The sequence below is a fragment of the Planctomycetota bacterium genome (genome assembly GCA_035384565.1).
Lineage (GTDB): Bacteria > Planctomycetota > PUPC01 > DSUN01 > DSUN01 > DAOOIT01.
Window position 1 is genome coordinate 50,332 of the sequence record DAOOIT010000035.1, and the last position, 15,855, is coordinate 66,186.

Genomic DNA, 15,855 nt, shown 5'->3' on the forward strand with positions numbered 1-15,855 from the left:
GAATACCACGACGTGGATGAGCGGGAGCTCTACGACCTCGCCGCCTCCCAAGGCCGCCCAGGAGGAGTGAGGCGCGGCGGCCTGGCGCGAGGCGGGGGCAGTGCGTGGGTCGCACTGCCCCCAGCCCCGATGCGGAGCGCCGCACGGCGAGAGGAGGCGCGGGGAACGGTCCCCGCCTTCGGCCGGCGGCTACTTGAGGGCCTTGAGGGTGTCTTCGGCCTTCTTGCGCGTGCGGGCGGCTTTCGTTTTCTCGGCCGCGGTTTGCAGGGCCTTCTGGCGCTGCTCCTTCGTCACGCCCTGGAGGTCGTTGCGCGCGGCGAGGTCAATCAGGGCCGCGCACGCCTCTTCGGCAACCCCGGCGTCTGCCGCAAAGGCGCTCAGGGCGTCGAGGGCGCCGGCGACGCCGATGGTGCCCAGGGCGGCGATGGCGAGGCGCTTCTCCTCGTCCTTGGTGATGAGGGGCAGCACCTCGTTGACCTTGGCCAGGCGGTCGGCGGGCGCGAGCTTGGCGGCGCCTTGGACGGCTTGCAGGTAGCCCCGCAGGCCGAGAATCTGATGGGCGGCCTTCTTGCCGCTCTTGGCGAGGGCGAGGAGCGGCTCCAGGACGGCGAGGTCCTCGGGCCACTTGCTGGGCCAGTTGGAGAGGGTGCGCACGGCTTCGTCCTGGACGGCGGCTTCCTTGTCGTCGAGCGCGGCCTTGACGGCGGCCAGGGCCTCGGGGCCGCCGGCGACGGCCAGGGCGCGGAGGCCGACGGTGCGGAGGGGCGCGGCGTCGCTTTTCGCCAGGGGCATCAGTTGTGGTGCGCAGGCCGCGCCCGCGCGGCCGCACACGGCCACGAGGGCCTTCTCGATGGCGGCCTGTTCGTTGCCGTCCTGCGCCTTCTGGATCAGGGTCACGAGGTCGGGCACCTGCTTCTCGCCGCCCAGGAGGGTCAGCGAGGCCACCGCGGCGGCGCGGGTGGCCGGGTCGGGGGCAGCGGCGCATTTCAGCAGGTCGGGCAGGCCGGCCTCGATGCGGCGCAGGCCGATGAGCTCGAGGAGCACCTGCTGCACCTTGCCCGTCGCCTTCGGCAGGCGGGCCGCGATGTCGGCGTCCACGTCGTTGCCCGGCAGGCGGGCGAGGGAGACTTTGGCCGTCCTGGCGAGAGCCTCGTCATCGCCCGCGGCCGCCTCGAGGAGGACGGGCACGCACGTGGCGTTGCCGAGCCGTTCGAGGGCGGCCACGGCGGCGAGGCGGGCGCTGGGCGAGCCGCTCTTGGCCGCCTCGAGCACGGCGGCGATGGCCTTGGGGTCGCGGCGGTCGGCCAGGACGAGGATCAGCAGGGGCTGGCGCTCGGCCGGGGCCTTGGCGAGTTCGGCGGCGATGGCGTCGGTGGCCTCGGGGCCGGGCAGCTCGCGCGCGACGCGCAGGGCCAGGTGGAAGCTGGCCTTGTCGGCCGACTTGAGCTGTTCGACGAGGAGGGGCACGCCGCCGGCCTTGCGGGCGAGGATGGCGCCGCGGGTGCCTTCGAGGGCGCGCTGCCTGGGCACGTCGGCCTTGCGGACGGCGTCGTAGACCTTGGCCGCGTCGTCGGCCTTGCCGGCGTCGAGGAGTTTTTCGGCGCACAGGATCAGTCCGTAGGCGGCGGACGAGCGCGCCACGGGGGGCGCGGTGGCGAGCATCGGCTCGAGGGCCTTGGCGGCGGGTTCGCCGCCGATGCGGCCCAGGGCCTCGGCGGCGGCGGCGGCCACCTCGGGGTCGGCCGCCTTCAGCTTCGCGGCGAGGAGGTCAATCGCCTGGGCATCGCGCCGCACGCCGATCGAGTTGAGGACGCCGATGAGCAGGCGGCCTTCGAGCTTGCCTGCCGCCGCGCGGAGGGCCTCGTCGGCCGCGGGGTCGGGGATCGCTTCGAGGGCGATGCGCGCCCACGACGAGAGCTCGGGGTTCGGCAGCAGCGCGGCCAGCGCGGGCACGGCGGCCTTGGTGCCGTAGACGGCCAGTTGCTTGCAGGGGATCGCCTTGTCCTGCGGGGGCGCGTCGGACTGGATGATGGCGATGAGCTTCGCCTCGTCGGGCGCTTCGCCGGCGCAGGCCACCACGGCGAGCAGGGCGGCCACGATGGCGGAAAGCCACGTTCGGAACATCGTCTTTCTCCTCTCTGGGGTTCGGTATCACAGACGCCAGGGCTCGCGGATGGCCTCGGAGCGCAAGCGGTTGGCCTCGGGGTCGTTGACGAACTCGTGTCTCTTGGGGTCGTAGGTGAGTTTGCGCCGCAGGAACACGGCGGTGTTGACGGCGTGGCAGGCGATGTGGCTGTTGCAGGTGACGAAGTGGTTGGCCTTCGGCAGCCCGCGGCTCTTGACGCAGTCGAAGAAGTCGCGCACGTGGCTGTCGGCGGGGTAGCCGCCGGTCTTCTTGCCGCGGGCGGCGAGCCACTCGGGGTTGCTGACGAAGATTTCGCCGCTGTCGCCGACCTCGACCCAGCCCTTGTCGCCCTCGATGCGCACGGGGCAGGAGCCGACGTTGGGCAGCCAGCCGCCGTTGCGGACGACGAGCTTGACGCCGTCGGCGTAGCGGGCGGTGGCCTGGTCGCCCTGGGGCGGGTCGTATTCCACGGGCACCGTGTCGTCGCTGCGGTTGGCCCACTGGCAGAGGTCCACGCAGTGCGAGCCCCACTCGAGGATGCCGCCGCCGAGCAGGCCGCCGCCTTTCTCGAAGTTGAAGCCGTCGAGCAGGCCCTTGTTGAAGGGCCGCCAGGCCGCGGGGCCGAGGTAGAGGTCCCAGTCCACGTCTTCTTTCGAGGGCTCGGGCTCGGCGGGCCGCCAGCCGCTCATGCCGGTGCCCATGCCGGCGGGGTGGGCGTGGAGCGTGTGGATCTTGCCGATCTTGCCGCTGTGCACGATGTCCATGGCGTAGATGAAGTGCGCCACGTTGCGCCGCTGCATGCCGCCCTGGAAGACGCGGGCGGTGCGCTCGTAGGTGGCGGCGAGCTCGAGGCTCTGGGCGATGTTCTTCGTGCACGGCTTCTCGCAGTAGACGTCCTTGCCGGCCTTGGCCGCGTTGATCGAGGCGGTGGCGTGCCAGTTGGGGCCGGTGGCGATGAGCAGGGCGTCAATGTCGGGGCGGGCGAAGAGCTCGCGGTAGTCAATGTAGGCGGCGCAGCGGTCGTCGCCGTTGCGGCCGTCGGCCATCTTCTTCGCGCGCTCGCGGCGGTCGCGGCGCACGTCGCAGATGGCCACGCAGCGCACATCGGGCTCGCGCAACATGCAGCCGAAGACGTAGCTGCCGCGGCCGCCGATGCCCATCGCGCCCAGGAGAATCTGGTCGCTCGGGGGCCGGGCGCCCTCGCGGCCCAGCACGGCCGACGGCAGCACGTGGGGAGCGGCCAGCGCCGCGCCCATGGCCGCCAGGCCGCGCCGGAGGAACTGCCTGCGGCCCACAACCCACTTGTCCGACATCAGGGACTCCTTTCTGTCTCCACACCGGTACTCGCTGTCCCTAAGCATTCTAGCCATCGCGTCCGGCATTGCAAGCGCGCGCGGCCCGGATCATTCGCCGGAGGACCTCCGAGGGTGTTGGGCCTCAGGCTTCGAGGAATGCGAAGGGGGGCTGGCGGGCCAGGCGGGCCTGGCGGCGCTCGTGCAGGCGGCTCGTGGGATGGGCCCGCCGGCCGTGGCGGGGCGTGAGGCGTCGGGTCCCGCTCCAGGCGGCCTCACGCCCTCCGTTCTCACCGAACGACGAGGGCGGAGGGCGGAGGTCGGGTGTGGGCCGGAGTTGTAGGTGGCTGCGGGAGCTCCGAAGGAGCGAAATGGGATAGCCCAGGGCAACGCCCTGGGAACAAGACCGCCCCGTGGCAGCCCTGAAAGGGCGGAATAGAGAGCTTCTATCTCGCCCCTTCAGGGCTGAACCCGTGAATCCCACTCAACCCAGGGCGTTGCCCTGGGCTATCCCATGCGAGCCCTTCAGGCTCCAGAGAGAACCACCCTGCCCACAATTCCGGCCCACACCCGCGGAGGTCAGGCACCTTGATACCCCGCGCGCCGCCCGCTACAATGCGACTTGTGACGGGCGAGCAACTGACTGGGCATGGGGGATTGGCCGTGGCACAGATGCTGGAGATTGACGCCCGTGGCCGCCTGAAGCTGCCCGACCAGTTGCGTGAGGCGGCGCACATCACGAACGTCTTCATCTATGCCGCCGGCCGCGAGAGCGAGTTGAGAGCGCCGCGTACACAGGCCCTCGCGGACGTCGTGCGAGGCGACCTCCCTGCGGCAATCAGCTCCGAAGTCTGACAGGAGATCACGCACATCTACCACAGGCGCCAGCGCCCGGACCTTGCCGTCGAAGTGGTCCGTCGCGTCAAGAACGGCCGCCGCGGAGCCGACCGCCGGGCGCGGCAGAGCCCGACCGCGGGGGTGTAGGAATCATGCAGAGCGCCTCCGGAGCTACCACGGGCACCTGGGCTTCCCTGATCAATCGGGCGGTGGCGCGGTTCCGCAGCGGCCTTCTCTGGGCCGTTGCCACATCCTGGGCCGCCTCCGCCGCCCAGGCTCCACCTGCCTCCCAAGCACCAGCAAAGAGGGCCACCGTGAAGGACAAGACGTTCGTCGCCTGGGTCTCGCCCGCCAACCTCACGCAGAAGGGCGGCAGCGTGCTCACACTGGAGAACCCCGGCGGGGTGTTCGACGCCCTCTGCTTCGCCGAATACCAGCCGGCCAAGTGGATGCTCGGCAGCGACTTCGGCCGACGCTGCCACCGCGACCAGGACGCCTGGCCCGCCGAGACTGCCGGCCCCGATACCGTGGTGCAGGTCGCCATCGTCTTTCGTGGCCGCGAGGTGTCGCTCTACCGAAACGCCCAGCCCTATGCCCGCTACACGATGGCCACCGAGCCGATCGCCTTCGACGAGCAGAGCACCGTGCTCATGGGCCTGCGCCACGTGGACGCCGGCAGGCCACACTGCTTCTTCACGGGCACGATCGAGGACGCCCGCATCTACGACACGGCCCTCGACGCCCAAACGCTCGCGTCGCTGAAGCCGAAGGAGCCCTCCGACCCCAAGCCCTTCGCCTGGTGGCCCTTCCGGGACGGCAAGGCCGTGGACGCGATGGGCCGCTTCCCCGAGGGCCGGCTGGTGGACGGCGCGACGATCTCCGACGGCAAGCTGCACCTGCCCGGGCCCTCGAGCTATCTGATCGCCGAGACGCTCGTGCCCCCCGACCTCACGACGCTCTACCACGAGAGCCTGCGTCCGCAGTTCCACTTCACGGCCCGGCAATGGACCCGCTACAAGCTCAACCCCGGCCCCCACGAGGAGGGCTGGGTCAACGACGTCAACGGCCTCTTCTACCTCGACGGCGAGTACCACCTGTTCGCCCAGCGGTGGTGGAGCTGCTGGCTGCACGCCGTCAGCAGGGACCTGATCCACTGGGAGGAACTGCCGCCCGCCTTCGGCAAGGGCGGCAAGTTCGGCGGCACCCAGTCGGGCAGCGCCGTGGTGGACTCGGCCAACACCTCGGGCCTCGCCACGGGCCAGAACACGCCCGTCATCGTCGCCTTCTGGAGCAGCACCGATAACCTGAACCAGTGCATCTCTTACAGCAACGACCGCGGGCGCACCTGGACGAAGTGGGACAAGAACCCCGTCCTCGTCCACCCCGAACGCGACCCGCGCGTGTTCTGGTACGAGCCGGGCAAGAAGTGGGTCATGATCCTGTCCGGCCCCGGCGGCACCTACGTGCTCTTCGAGTCCACGAACCTCACGAGCTGGCGCAAGCTGGACACCCTGAAGGGCTTCTTCGAGTGCCCCGACATGTTCCCGCTGCCCCTGGACGGCGACCGGAGCCGCCTCCTGTGGGTGGTGATTGACGGCGACGGCAGCTACGCGGTCGGAGACTTCGATGGCGCCACGTTCAAGCCGGCCACGGAGAAGCGGCGCACCGCCGGCCCGCACTTCTATGCCACCCAGACCTGGAACCACGTCCCCGAGAGGGACGGGCGCCGCATCCAGATCGCCTGGATGCGGGGCGGCAGGTACCCCAACATGCCCTTCAACCAGCAACACACGTTCCCCTGCGAACTCACCCTGCGAACGCGCGGCGGCACGCCCCGCCTGTTCCGGAAGCCCATCGCCGAGATCGCCACCCTCCACAAAGGCAAGACCGAGACGAAGAACCAGGCGCTGGCAGCGGGCGCGGAGTTGAACCTCGCCGCGAAGGGCGACCTGTTCCACATCCTCGCCACGCTGGAGATGGCCGAAGGGGCCGAGGCCGCCTTCCGCATTCGGGGCGAGACGTTGGCCTTTGCGACAGACAGGCTGACGATCCAGGGTTACACGGCCCCCGTGACCCCTCAGGGCGCGAAGCTGACCCTGGAACTGCTCGTGGACCGCACGTCCATCGAAGCCTTCGCCAACGAGGGCGAGGCGTCGGTGGCGGCCTGCTTCCTCCCGACCGATGAGACGCTCGCCCTCAAGTGCCTCAGGGGAAGCGTCCGGATCGCGGCCATCGAGGCGTATGAGCTGGAGTCCATCTGGAAGGACGCGCCGAGAAGATGAGCCCGCGCAGGCCCCGCCGCGGCACGCTGGCCGCCGGCGAGGGCCCGCTCAAGAAAGGAGACGCCGATGCCGAGAAGCCTGTTGTGCGCCCTGTGGGCCGGCCTGGCATTGGCGGCGTGCCTCGCCGCCGAGGAGCCGAAGAAACCGCCCGAGGCCAAGCCGGAGTTCGTGATCGGCGAGATGCGAATCCAGACCTTCCCGGCCCGGACCTATCTCTATGCGGAGCGCGAGACGACGATCGCCAAGGTCGGCCAGACCTTCGCCGAAGTCGTGCCCCCGCTCGTCAAGGTGGCCGAGGCGGGCCAGGCGCGCATCACCGGGCCGCTCGTGTCGGTGGCCGTGGGCGCGACGGGCGAGCCCGACGCCCCCTTCAAGCTCTTCGTCGGCTTCCTCGTGGCCGACGACACGAAGCCCGTGGGAGGCTTCCAGGTGAAGAAGCTGGCCGAGTTCCGCTGCGCGACGGTGCTCTACTCAGGCCCGTCGGCCAAGACGAGCCAGGCCTACGGCAGGCTCTTCGAGGCCCTCACCGCCGCCGGCCACGTGCCCACCGGCGAAACGCGCGAATACAACCTCTACTGGGAGTCGCCCGAGTCGCCGAACAACGTGATGCTCATCCAGGCGGGCGTCAAGAGCCCCGAGGCCGCCGGCCAGTTCTGACCGCGCGGCCGGTGTTGCCTGAGCTACAACGAACCGGGGACTGGGGTCATGGGGCCATTGCGCCGCTGGGTCTCGCATCACGTCGCCTACCCGCTGATGCTCGCGTGGATGTCGGCGCGCCGCGGTGGCACGTGGCGCCCGATGCATCGCCTCCGCGAGTTGGATGCGCTGTCGCGTGCCGAGCCACGCGTGTGGCAGGCGTTCCGCAACCAACAGCTCGTCCGCTGCCTCACGAGCGCGCTGGGCCACATCCCCTTCTACCGTGGTCTGCCGGCCCGCCTGCGCGACCTCGTACGCGACGACCCCATGGAGGCGCTGCGCCAGTTCCCCATCGTGACGAAGCGCGACATGCAGGACCGCGCCCAGGAACTCCTGGCCGACATCGAGCCGCCCGGCGGCCGCGCGACGAGTTGGACCAGCGGCTCGACGGGCCAGCCGACACAGTACTGGGTGGACTGCCGCCGGTGGCCCGTCCGCTTCCTGGCGGGGTTTCGCGACAAGATGCGCCTCGGCTGGCGCCCGGGCGATCCCGGGGCGCTGATCGAGGTGCCGAGCGCGCTGTTCTGGGAACGCCCGTGGTTCCGCCGCGTTCTCAACCGCCTCGGCGGCACGTACGTCGGCATCAACGTCCACACGATGACGCGCGAGTCGTCGCGCGCCTTCCTCGAGACGATGGAACGCCATCGGCCCGTCTACATCCGCGGCATCGCGTCGGGGGTGGACGACTTCGCCGGGCTGCTCGAGGCCCAGGGCCTCGAAGGCCGCGCCCGAGGGCTGGGCCTCAAGGCCATCACCACCTGCTGCGAGAAGCTCTATCCCCACCATCGCGAGCGGATCGAGCGGGTCTTCGGCACACGCGTCTTCGACCTCTACGGCTGCAACGAGTTCGGGCCGATGGCGCTCGAGTGCGCCGAGCACAATGGCCTCCACGTGGCCGCCGACACCCTGGTGCTGGAGATCGTGGACGACAGGGGCCAGCCTCTGCCCCCCGGCCAGAGCGGGCGCGTCGTGGTCACCGACCCGTGGAACCTGGGCTTCGCGCTCATCCGCCTCGACCTGGGCGACGTGGCCAGCTACCTGCCCAATGAGCCCCCCTGCCCCTGCGGCGTCACGTTCCCGCGCATCGCGCCCGTAGACGGCCGTCAGATGGATTTCGTCACGCTCCCCGACGGCCGGCGCGTCCATGGCCTGCACTTTGCCGGCCACCTCAACAAGGCCAAGGGAGTGCGCCAGTACCGCTTCGTGCAGGAGCGGCCCGACGAGTTGACGCTCTTCATCGTGGGCGATCCCGCGGCCGCGGAGCCCCAGCTCGCGAAAGTGCGCGGCGTCACCCCGCCCGGGATGCGGCTGGACATCCGGTTTGTGGACGAGCTGCCCCGCACCGACCGCGGCAAGCGGCTGTACGTCGTGTCGCGGGTGCGCCCGGAGCCCCATCGAAGCTGAAAGCTCCTTGACATTGGTCCCCGCGCCCGGTAGGCTAGTGGCGTTGGCATCGCCTCCCCCTCCGCTGGCCCTCCCCGACAAGAGGCCCCTTCGGCCCGATGGCTGGCTCCTTCGCCCTCGACGCGCTCGAGGCCGCCGTGCAGAGTCAGGCGCGCGGTCTCGGCGCACACTACACGCCGTACGAGATCGTCGAGCGGATCGTCCGCACCACGCTCGGCCCGCTGTGCGCGGGCCTTGCCGCGCACGAGGTGCCGGCCCTGCGCGTGCTCGACCCCGCGGTGGGCAGCGGGCGCTTCCTGGTGGCCGCGCTCGACTTCCTGACGCATGCCGCGGGGGGCGACGGGCGCACCCGCGCGCTCATCGGGAGACAGTGCCTCTACGGGGTGGACGTGGACCCCTGCGCGGTGGACCTGGCGCGCAGGGCCGTAGCGGCCGCCGCGGAGGTGTTGCCGGAGGAACTCGCCCGCCACCTCGTTGTGGGCGACAGCCTGCTCGCCGGCCCGGCGGCGCTTCTCGGGGCGGAGGCCTTCGATGCGGTGCTGGCCAATCCGCCCTGGATCTCGTACTCGGGACGCCACGCGGCGGCCATCGAGCCGGCCCGTCGCCGGCGCCTCGCCGAACGCTTCGCGTCGTTCCGCGGCTGGCCGACGACGCACGGCGCGTTCCTGGAGTTGGCGGCGGGCCTCCTGCGCCCGGGCGGCCGCGCCGCGCTCGTGGTGCCCCAACAGATGTGCCATCTGGCCGGTTACGAGGCGGCGCGGCGGGCCGCCGATGCGCTCTGCTGCCTCGAGCCGCCCCCCGAAATGCTGGGCGAGGGGTGCTTCGACGGCGTCGTGCAGCCGGCCGCGGTCCTCTACCTTCGCCGCAGGACCGGCGGCGAGTCGGGTGCCTGGGCCGCTGACGAACCGCTCGCTCACGGGGCGGAGGTCCGTTCGTTCCTGGAGCAGATGCGCCGCCACCCGCCCGCGCCGCCCGGCACGTTCCGCGACCCGGGCGTTCACACGGGCAACAGCGCGGCCCTGCTGCTGTATGACGAGCCGGCAGAGGGGCGGGTGCCGGTGCGCGAGGGCCGCTGCATCCACCCCTTTTCGCTCGACGAGCCGCGCCGGTGGCTCGACGCGGCGCCGCGGCTACCCCCGGGCCGCTACTGCCGCATCGGGCGGCCCGAGGCGTGCCTCGGGGCGCGCATCCTGCTGCGCCAGACGGCGAACCGGCCCGTCGCGGCCCGCCACACGGCGCCGGCATACTTCCGGAACAGCGTGCTCGCCTGCTACGGGATTTCAGGGCTGGACGACGCGGCGCTCCTCGGCCTCCTGAACAGCGCGCCGGTGGCGTTCTATCACCGGTGCTGCCATGCCGACAGCGGCCAGCGTGCGTTTCCCCAGGTGAAGGTGAGCCACCTCCAGGCTCTGCCCATCGCCCGCGAGGCGGGGGAGCTGGCGCCGCTCGCGCGGCGCCTGGAGGCGCTGGCCGCCGAGCCCGAGGGCCGGCCCGCCTTGCGGGCGGCGGCAATCGCGCAGCTCGACCGCCTGGCCTGTCGGGCCTATGGCCTCAGCGCGTCGGCCGAGGCCTGGGTGATGGGCTGGGCGAAGGCAGAGCGGGGGGAGGAAAAAGAAAAATAGCGGGGGCGATTGGCGGCACTTTGAGGACTCCTGCGGGGTTTGCACCCACGCACGAGCCAGGGAATACAGTGCGCGAGAGAAGCTTTCGCCGGGCGTCCCGACCGCCGCGGTGGCCAACTCGCGGGCGGCGGGGGGGTATCCGCGAGTTCCCGTTCCACCGAGGCGGCCGGAGAAGACGCCGGTTCGCACCAATCGCCCCCGAGCTTGTCAAAGTTGGGCCCCTCGCCCCGGCGCCATCACGTGAGAGCCGATGCAGCGCCGATGCCTTGTCCGCCTACTGAGTTTCCACTCTCGATGCCACGCGGTTTGAGGGGCCGCAGCCGATGCGACGCTTCGCATCTGACTGATCTTTATTAGAGCAACAACCATGCCACTGCGACGCAAATTCCTGCTCATGATCGGTTCAGGATGCGGTGCCATCGCCGTAAACATCGTTTTGTCAACAAGTTGCGTGCTGCACATCCCAGGCTGACGAGGGCCCGAACCAGCGCCTTGAGGGTTGGCGATGGCGCCATCGAGATAAGAAGCTGACTTCAGATAAACGGGTTGCATGCGCCAGCAGTAATCGCTTAAGTCGTGCTAATACAATTAGTTAGGCCAGATGCCACAGACTTGTGGCGCTTCTGTGGCGCCCCCTGGGCGATGCGGGGCTGTAGGAGGCGAGGCAGGGGCGACTTGGCTTGGGGGGTGGCAGGCTATCTATCGCGCAGGCGCCTGGGGCGGCTAGCTCTCGGCGCCAACGAGTTCCTGCACCACGGCGGGGTCCACGAGGCCCGCGAGCTTGCGGAGGGCGAGGGCCTCGATCTGGCGGACCCGCTCGCGGCTGACCTGGAAGCGACGGCCGATCTGCTCGAGGGTTTCGGCCTTGCGCCCGACGCCGAAGCGAGCGACGAGGACCTCGCGCTCGCGTGGGCTGAGTTCCAGGAGCAGCGAGGCGACGGTGGAGCGCAGGACCTCGCGGAAGTCGCGCCCGGCGGTGCCCGGCTCGGCGACGCGCTCGTCACCATGAGCCTCGATGAGTTCCTCGGTGCCGGTCATCTCGAGGTGGTGGCGCTGGGCCTCGCGCGGGAGGGTCTTGGCGAAGTTCTTGCGGATGGCCCAGCTCGCGTAGGTGGAGAAGCGCACGCCGCGGGCGATGTCGAATTTCTCGATGGCCTGCATGAGACTCACCGTGCCGTCGCTCACCAGGTCGTCGAGCCGGCGGCCCGAGCCGAGGTGGCGGCTGGCCAGGTGCACGACGAGGCGCAGGTTGGCGACGACCAGGCAGTTGCGCGCGGCCACGGCGTGGTCGTGCAGGCGCACGAGGCGCTGGAGCTGCGCGTCGGTGAGCTCCGAGGGCTTCAGCTCCTCGCGTGCGCGGGCCAGGAGGCACTTGGCGAGGTTGTAGCGGCGGAAGAGACGCTCCTCGCGCTCGGCGTCCAGCGGGCCCTCGATGCGGCTCTCGTCCACCTCCTCAGGCGGCAGGTCGCCCAGGATGGCCTGCTCGGCGTCGGCACGGTCGAAGTCGGGCGAGGGGACGAAGGACCACTCGGTGCCGAGCACCTCGTCCACGACCACCTGGCGGACGGCGTGGCTGACGGCGCGGGTGCCGATGAGGAACGAACGGGCGAGCTCGCGCGGCTGGTAGCCGTGGCGGTAGAGGGCGAGAAGCTGGCGGCGTTCGTCGTCGGTGAGCGGCTTGGGGCTGGGCGCGAAGATGGCCGTGCCGGGATGCTCGCGCGCGTAGTCGGCCAGCACGCGGCGCACGGCGTCGTGCGAGCAGCCGAACTCGCGGGCCAGGCGGCCCACGGCCTCGGTCGCCGTGAGGTCGTGCGCCAGCGAGAGCTCGAAGGCCCGCGCCAACAGGGCGCGGCGGGCCTCCGCGTCGAGGTACGAGTAGGCGCGCGTGCGGCCGATGATGTCGGGGTGCGCCTCGACGAAGGCCTCGAGATCGCCCTGGCACACGCCCGAACGCTTCTTGCCGTTGGGGAACACGAAGCGCAGCGTCACCAGGCCCTGCGCGCGCCAGCGGCGCAGGGTCTTGAGCGACACGTCGTAGCTGCGGCACACCTCCTCGAGGGCCAGCACCGGCTCGCCCGCCGAGGCCACGGGCAAGTCGAGCGAGTCGCTCAGCTCGTGCAGCAGCGTCATCAGGTCGGCCTGGAGCGAGGCGCCCTCGAACACCGCGTGCGGCGCGTCGTCGGGCCGGAAGCGGGTGATCTGGTAGACCACGTAGTCGTAGGGGTAGGATTGGGCGGGGTCGAGCAGCGGGGCGAACTTACGCAAACGGCCGAGTTGCTCGACCTTGCGCTTGCAGGGCGTGTAGGCGAACTGACGGGCCAGCTCGCCGATCAGGGCGTTGCGGTAGCGCGCCAAGCCGAACCTCCGCTTCCCGCCGCCCCATGAGTATACTACGGAGCCGCCATCCCGTCAATCACCTTTTTCCTCGCTCCGCGCGGCTTCGCGGCTTTGATTTCCCCATCTCCCGCCGATATACTGGGGGTGGGACGTGGGCCGCCCTGGGGAAACCATGCGCTACCGCGCCATTGCCGCGCTCATCCTTCTCGTCGCCGCCCAACCCTCGCGGGCGCACGGGCCGTTCAGCCTCGCCTGCCCGCGCACGCGCCCCGGCGGCGTGAAGATTGATGGCGACATCGCGGGGTGGCAGGACGACCGCTTCACCGCCGTGCCCTCCACCCGCCGTTGCTTCGGCCAACCGCGGTCCGACGACGACGTGAGTTTCCGCTTCGCGACGATGTGGGACCAGTGGTTCCTCTACGTGGCCGTGGTCGTGCGAGACGACTCGCTCGTCCCAGCCCCCACGCTCGACCGCCTCTACGAGGGCGACTGCGTGGAGATATGCCTCGACGTAAACAACGACAGCGAAGGCGGTTACGATGCCTCCGACTTCCAGTTCGTCATCTCCCCCACCGGCGGCCCGGGCAACAAGCCGCGCGTGAACCTCTACCGCAACCCGTTCTATCGCATTGACGACCGCCCCTTCGTTCACGTCGCATCCAACATCACCCCGGAGGGCTACGTCATCGAGGCCGCCTTCTCGTGGCGCCAGCTCGGCGCCGTGCGGGGCCTCGGCCAGATCGTGGGCTTCGAGATCGGCGTGCGCGATTACGACGCCGACGGTTCCAAGAAGGGCATCGCCTGGGCACCCGCCGCCGACCCAGCAGCTAACCCTTTGCGCTGGGGAGACTTAGTGCTCACCAACCAGCCCAACGCCGACGTCTCGCTCCTCGTCGAACCCATCCGCGAGCAGAACGAGCGCTGGCAGCGCCTCCTCAGTGGCTCGGCGCGCGAGACCGATAACCAGGTCGCCGTCACCGTCACCGCCGCGCAAGCCGGCCGCCTCGCCCTCGGCCTCGGCTGGAACCTCCAGTTCCGCGACGGCCGCTTCCCCGACTGGTCCGACGGCGCCTGGCGCGCCTTCCTCGAACTCCTCGAATGGGCACGCCCAGCCTGGCTCCGCTACGGCGTAAACCTCGGTCAATGGGAGCCCAAGAACGACGACGCAGACCCCACCCACCCCAACTGGGAGGGCTTCGCCTTCCGCTCCAAGGCCATGCTCCACCACTATCGCGTCCTCGACCTCTGCGAACGCCAGGGCATTGACGTCCTCTGGGCCAACTGGTGCATCGGCGACCGAGCCACCGGCGTCCACTGGCTCGCCGAGTCCACCCGCGACCCAGCCCTCACCGACCCCGACGGCGACCCCTACAACGACGCGCCCTATGACCCCGAGGAACTCGCCGAGAGCCTCGCCGCCTGCCTCCACCACCTGAGAAACGTTCGCAACTACACCTGCGTCAAGCACGTCTCCCTCTGGAACGAACCCGACCAGGGCTGGTCCCTCAACTCCCCCTCGGCCGGCTACCCCAAGCCCTTCTGGACCTACTACGACGCCCTCGCCAAGCACCTGGTCCGCCTCGGCCTGCGTGACGCCGTAAAGATCGTGGGACCAGAGACTTCCACCGGCAGTTACGACAGCCTCTCCTCCCTCGCCGGCAAGCCGGCCCCCTACTCGAACGAGGCGGATATCCTCGCTCACCACGACTATCTCGGCTTCGCCGACTACCATCGCATTGACCGCGGCGCCCCCATCGCCCGCGCCGCCAAGGCCTACGCCGAGCTGCGCTCCGCTCTCCCTAAACCCATTGCCGTCACGGAGTTCGGCAACATGGGCAACGGCTCCGAGGACGTTGCCGGCGACGACGCCGTCTGGGCCGGTTCCCTCTCCTGCGCCCGCCTCGTCGTCGAGGGCCTCAACGCCGGCGTCGCCGGCTTCCTCCGCTGGGAGTTCAAGCCGTATGGCGTGTCATGGCAGAACTTTGGGGCGTTGACGACCCTCAGCCAGCGTGCCCTCTTCGAGCCCTACCGTCCCGTCTTCTTCCCCCACGCCCTCCTCTGCCGCACCGCCACCAAGGGAGCGGACGTGCTGGTCACCCAGGTCCAGGGCGGGCTCGACGAAAACGCCGTCCCCCGCGTCACTTGCGTCGCGCTCTACCAGCGCGACACGGGCCTCGCCCTCCTCCTGGTCAACGACGGCTTCCAACCGAAGCAGATCACCCTCAAGCTCGACCCTAAGCTGCCAGGCGGCATGCCCTTACAGCTCGGCCACCTGTCATACGACGCCACCCTGCCCAACACCTTCTACAAGCACCCCCCCGTAGCCGTAGCCAATGGCGAGGCCCTCCTCACCCTCGCCCCTCGCAGCATTCACTCGCTCTCGACGCGCCAGGACTTCACCCAAGTGTCTCCACTGCCGATACTTCCACCGCGCGAGGAGCCGCGATACACCACCCGGAAGGCCGCCGGCGTCGAGCACGACGTGGCCCTAATGCGCTTCGACGCCGATTACGACTGGCGCGTGTGGCAGAGCACGGCCGGCCACACGGCTTTCACCAGCGCTGCCGACCAGGCCGACGCCGCAAACCGTGTGCTGAGAATCGCTTACGACATGATCGGCGTCCGGGCCAACCAGCGCCCCGAGCACGTCGTCGCCCACACAGACCTCATCGTCCGCGGTGCCCCGCTCCGCATCGCCGCCCGCGTCCACGGCGACGGCCGGGGGCATCTCCTCAGCTTCGTCTTCCTCGACTCCAAGGGCGAAGTCTTTGAGGCGCCTGAACCTGTGGCGATTTCGTGGACGGGTTGGCGGGCGCTCGAGCGCCCCATCGCCGACTTCCCCAAAGGCTGGGGCCGCTGGAACGGCGACGGCGTGCCCGACTATCCCCTCCGCGGCTTCGGCATCGTCCTCACCGCGCCCAGCACCGACTTCGTCGGCAAAGGCATCCTCCAGGTGGACGACATCGAGGTCGTCTCGGCGCCCCCCGCTCCCGCCCCCTGAGGCGCCGCCGCCAAGAGGCGTCTCCCGCCATCCGCCTCACGCCTGGCCGTCATAGTCGCTCATCTCCGGCCCGGCGGCCGACTGAGCAAGTATGGCGCTTTGGCGATTCAGGCCCCTCCAGGGCCATTGCGCCCATACTTGCTCATTTTCCCCCCCACGCACTTGAGCAAGCATGGGCGCATGTTCCCAAGACGCTACATGCCCGGGTGCGGGCCGGAATTGTAGGCAGGGTGATTGTCTCTGGAGCCTGAAGGGCTCG

At 70.2% G+C, this 15,855-nt stretch carries 9 protein-coding genes; 6 read left to right on the forward strand and 3 right to left on the reverse strand.

Annotated elements, in window-relative coordinates; genetic code table 11:
• Positions 1-189: 189 nt before the first annotated feature.
• Together PLE19_14105 and PLE19_14110 are read right to left on the reverse strand one after the other, a co-directional pair.
• The gene (locus PLE19_14105) at positions 190-2,124 is read right to left on the reverse strand and encodes a HEAT repeat domain-containing protein (GenBank protein HPD16083.1); all 1,935 of its coding nucleotides are present in this window, start codon (positions 2,122-2,124) and stop codon (positions 190-192) included.
• A gap of 27 nt (positions 2,125-2,151) precedes the next feature.
• On the reverse strand, positions 2,152-3,438 hold the full coding sequence (locus PLE19_14110; GenBank protein HPD16084.1) for a Gfo/Idh/MocA family oxidoreductase: 1,287 nt from the start codon (positions 3,436-3,438) through the stop codon (positions 2,152-2,154).
• 642 nt (positions 3,439-4,080) lie between these two features.
• Here PLE19_14110 and PLE19_14115 point away from each other — a divergent pair.
• The 5 genes from PLE19_14115 to PLE19_14135 all read left to right on the forward strand — a co-directional run bounded on the left by PLE19_14115 (position 4,081) and on the right by PLE19_14135 (position 10,258).
• On the forward strand, positions 4,081-4,272 hold the full coding sequence (locus PLE19_14115) for a hypothetical protein (protein ID HPD16085.1): 192 nt from the start codon (positions 4,081-4,083) through the stop codon (positions 4,270-4,272).
• Positions 4,273-4,406: 134 nt separating this feature from the next.
• Positions 4,407-6,536, forward strand: coding sequence for a GH32 C-terminal domain-containing protein (locus tag PLE19_14120; GenBank protein HPD16086.1), 2,130 nt, complete (start codon positions 4,407-4,409; stop codon positions 6,534-6,536).
• Positions 6,537-6,602: 66 nt separating this feature from the next.
• A complete protein-coding gene (locus tag PLE19_14125) occupies positions 6,603-7,193 on the forward strand; it encodes a GyrI-like domain-containing protein (protein ID HPD16087.1) in 591 nt (196 codons plus the stop codon).
• Positions 7,194-7,241: 48 nt separating this feature from the next.
• A complete protein-coding gene (locus tag PLE19_14130; GenBank protein ID HPD16088.1) occupies positions 7,242-8,636 on the forward strand; it encodes an AMP-binding protein in 1,395 nt (464 codons plus the stop codon).
• Between the two features lie 98 nt (positions 8,637-8,734).
• Positions 8,735-10,258, forward strand: coding sequence for an N-6 DNA methylase (locus PLE19_14135; GenBank protein ID HPD16089.1), 1,524 nt, complete (start codon positions 8,735-8,737; stop codon positions 10,256-10,258).
• A gap of 723 nt (positions 10,259-10,981) precedes the next feature.
• Here the strand turns inward: PLE19_14135 and PLE19_14140 are convergent.
• A complete protein-coding gene (locus PLE19_14140) occupies positions 10,982-12,613 on the reverse strand; it encodes a sigma-70 family RNA polymerase sigma factor (GenBank protein ID HPD16090.1) in 1,632 nt (543 codons plus the stop codon).
• A 154-nt stretch (positions 12,614-12,767) separates the two neighbouring features.
• Between PLE19_14140 and PLE19_14145 the strand changes: the two genes are divergently transcribed.
• Positions 12,768-15,596, forward strand: a complete 2,829-nt coding sequence (locus PLE19_14145; protein ID HPD16091.1) for a sugar-binding protein — start codon at positions 12,768-12,770, stop codon at positions 15,594-15,596.
• Positions 15,597-15,855 lie beyond the last annotated feature (259 nt).

What these genes read in the sequence shown, in the direction of transcription:
- PLE19_14145 (HPD16091.1), top strand. Translation starts at nt 12,768, where the DNA reads ATGCGCTACCGCGCCATTGCCGCGCTCATCCTTCTCGTCGCCGCCCAA.
- PLE19_14120 (HPD16086.1), top strand. Translation starts at nt 4,407, where the DNA reads ATGCAGAGCGCCTCCGGAGCTACCACGGGCACCTGGGCTTCCCTGATC.
- PLE19_14105 (HPD16083.1), bottom strand. Translation starts at nt 2,124, where the DNA reads ATGTTCCGAACGTGGCTTTCCGCCATCGTGGCCGCCCTGCTCGCCGTG.
- PLE19_14135 (HPD16089.1), top strand. Translation starts at nt 8,735, where the DNA reads ATGGCTGGCTCCTTCGCCCTCGACGCGCTCGAGGCCGCCGTGCAGAGT.
- PLE19_14125 (HPD16087.1), top strand. Translation starts at nt 6,603, where the DNA reads ATGCCGAGAAGCCTGTTGTGCGCCCTGTGGGCCGGCCTGGCATTGGCG.
- PLE19_14130 (HPD16088.1), top strand. Translation starts at nt 7,242, where the DNA reads ATGGGGCCATTGCGCCGCTGGGTCTCGCATCACGTCGCCTACCCGCTG.
- PLE19_14110 (HPD16084.1), bottom strand. Translation starts at nt 3,438, where the DNA reads ATGTCGGACAAGTGGGTTGTGGGCCGCAGGCAGTTCCTCCGGCGCGGC.